The sequence below is a fragment of the Bartonella sp. AA16NXGY genome, from assembly GCF_042197325.1.
In the GTDB taxonomy this organism is placed as follows: domain Bacteria; phylum Pseudomonadota; class Alphaproteobacteria; order Rhizobiales; family Rhizobiaceae; genus Bartonella.
The window spans coordinates 1-3322 of sequence record NZ_JBHIRR010000035.1; the positions used below are offsets into that span (position 1 = coordinate 1).

Below are 3322 nucleotides of genomic sequence, written 5' to 3' on the forward strand. Positions count from 1 at the left end.
TCATCAAAGAGGTTTTGCGCAATATCGGCTTTTCCTTGGCTTGAGTCTGGTCCATAGGCACGTAGTGTATACATATCCGGTAAGCCACCTCTTGTGGTATAGCCATTTACCAGTTTGAAAGAGTTTTCTTCTGCTTTTCCAGAAACTTGAATAAGTGAAAGACCACGGACATTGGCAGCAGCAGAGGTATTTGCTTCGATATTGTTCTCTTCTAAGTGCCCCGTGACATAAACTGATGTGTTGCCAGAGACATCCCCATGGATCAAAAGTCTATCGGTTTTTTGGTCATTTATTGCAGCACCATCACTCCAAGCCGTATTGAAGTAAATCTTTGCATCACCCGTTGCATTGTAGACTTCTTGCGTGTCTGGTTTACCAGAACCTATATGCAATGTTTGGTAATGCTCTTCTGTTGGTTTCTCAAAAACAATGGAGCTGTTATCGAGATTAAGCGTGGAAATATCAGAACGAGATCTTTGAGCGATATCAAGGAGATTGCCATCATCATCTTTTTCGTTTTTGCTGATTTTCAACGTCCATTTTGTATCGTTTTTCAGATCAAAGTGCACATTTCTGTCTTTAGCAATATTTGCTCTGCCTTCTAGAGTAGACTGATCAGTGCTTAAGGTGAAGGTGCCGTTGGAGATCGCTTTAACCTCTTTACCATCCCACAAATCTTTATCTTTCCATGACGTTTTGTCCCAAGCAATACCATTTCCTAGTAAAACATCGGCATGGACCTCTGATTTTTTAAGATTGACTGTGCCGATTGATGGAACTGTAGTATCTTCGATACTTTTTTCAACAACAGCTCCAATGAAAATTCCTGTGCCATTTTCAGCATGAAGCTCTGCATTGGTCAGATTGATCTCATTACTATGATATTTTTGTGGATCATGCGAGCCATTTGGATTATCATCGGAGAAAGTTGCGAATTGTAAACCGGCAACTTCTGCTGTGGCAGAAACATCTGTCAGATCAATATGTCCGCCATTTATTACAACCAGCGCAGCCATTTTTGCTTCTATTGTATTTTTCTTCCCCTTCTGAGGAGTATCGGATTGGGTATCTAGACCTTTAGAATTAGTATCAATAGCGCCATTAACCATCTTAATTGTGCCATCTTCACCAGTAGCGAGACCAATACCAACATTTTGAATAGTTGTTTTGCCATTTAATTCAACTATACTATCAGCCTCCCAAGTGCTTACACCAACGGTTTCTGCTTCGGACTCACCACCGATTATTGTTAAATCTCCGGTAATGATTTTACTCCCATCATCTGCATAAAGACCTTCATCAAAATTTTGAATGGTTGTTTTGCCAGTTAACTGAATTTCACTCCCAGAGCCCGATGTCCATACACCAGATCGTGCTTCATTGGGGTTGTCATTAATTGCTTTACCACCGACTATTGTTAAATCTCCGCTGGTAATTTTACCACCATTAAAGGCTCCAAGACCGTACGAAACTTTTTCAAAGGTTGTATGCCCCTTTAATTGAATTTCACTATTGGGATCAATGGCTATTATACCAGAAGTGCCGTATTCTTGGTTTTCATAAGCAGTTATTGTTAAATCTTCGCTGGTGATTTTACCACCTTTTTCTGCTCTCAGTCCGTCTCTAACTTTTTCAATGCTTGTTTTGCCTTTTAATTCAATTATGCTTCCAAAGCCATGGGCATTTGCACCGTTTCCGAAGTTATCGGTTGTTAGAGTAACATCCGTAATTTCAATACGTCCACCATTTTTTGTAAGTAATGCGTTTTCATGTCCATTCAAATTTCCTCCTATGACAGTCCCTCCTTTCATTGTGACCTTGGATTCTATACCATCTGCATGGAGTGCATTACCCTTAGATGATGCGACTGTAACATTGTTGTTTAAAGTAATGATGCTGCCGTTTCCAGCATATACCCCATCAGTTTCCCCATCGAGTGATCCTCCAGAGATTGTTATTGTCGAGTGATCATCTGCAAATATGCCTTTTAGTGCTTGAGTAACGGTTACATTGTTCAAGGTTACTGTGCTGTTTTTAGCACTTATTCCTAAGGATAGTGAACTGTTATCGTTTTCACTCGATATTACCACGTCTTCCAGCTTGTTTTTTTTACTCTTACTGTCAGAAAAGGAAGCACCAGTGCTAGATAAAATGCCAGATGAGGAGGCCTCCATTCCAGAATATGTAATTGTTCCCTTAGTCATTTGAAGTGTAGCACCGTCTTTGGCTTCAAGGCCTAAGAAAATACCAGAACCAGTGCCTTTAATGGTTGTGCCATCCAGTAACTCAATCGCACTGTTAGCACCTTCTGCTGTTACAGCATAGACGGTTTGGTTTGTGCCTTGGTTTATATCTTTATTCGTAACAATGGTTAAATGTTTTCCAATGATTTTGCCACCGTCTTTTGCGTGAATAGTTTCGTAGGTTTTATCGGATACTTCTTGTTGTTTTCCCTCAGAAACTACGAGGGTTTCAGCATGTGCACTGAACTGGATGTTGAACAGGATAATAGCGGCTGCAGCCGTACATGATAAAAGGGATGTTTTATACACTAGTATTCTCCTTATGAGAGCCCCAAAATATTCATTTCCCCGCGAACTTCATAAGAAGAAGTGAAAATGGATAGTTGTTATTACTTTCAGTAATTGTTTTTAATTTGGTAAGACATTTTTGGTTTTTTGTCAAAATTAAAAAATAATTGATATTAATTATGTATAATACAAAATGTATTTATAATGGATTTTATTTAAAGAATTATAATTTTGAATATTATTATTCAGAGAAATATTGTGAGATACTGATATAGTGGTACCATAACATCTTTTACGTGATGGTAGGGATTATTATATGACGCAAATTGGGGTTATGAGGGAACAAAAAAGGATGTAGAAGAAGCTAGTAAAAAAGCTAACTTACTTGGGCTTAAAGTGGGCTTTCATCTTTCAACACAGTGGTATTAATTTATTTCTAATAGACTTCTCTTTTTTTCAAAGTAGGAAGTACTCTTCATCCACTGGGGATGGAAGTGCTCTGTTGCGTTTGTTGTGTCTTGTCTTGGAGATTTTCGTAAAGAACTAAGTATAAAGAGGGAAGGGTGCTTTAAAAGGAAAAAGGATGACTTTAATGTACAAAAAGGGCAGCATATTGTGCTGCCCTTTTTGTTAAATTGAATAGAATGAATAGGCTATTTTTACAGCCTTGATTTAAAACTGATAGCGTATGCCGCCTGAGAAATTTGCTCCAGATATACCAGTTTTCTGAAGCTTTTGTTGATAACTTACATCACCATGAAGGGAGAAATTGTGAGACAGTTGCGCATTGA

General features: G+C 38.4%; 1 protein-coding gene. It reads right to left on the reverse strand.

Annotated elements, in window-relative coordinates:
* Positions 1-2552: autotransporter outer membrane beta-barrel domain-containing protein (locus tag ACFINK_RS09100; RefSeq protein ID WP_375638873.1), on the reverse strand; the 2552-nt coding region annotated here is incomplete at its 3' end.
* Positions 2553-3322 lie beyond the last annotated feature (770 nt).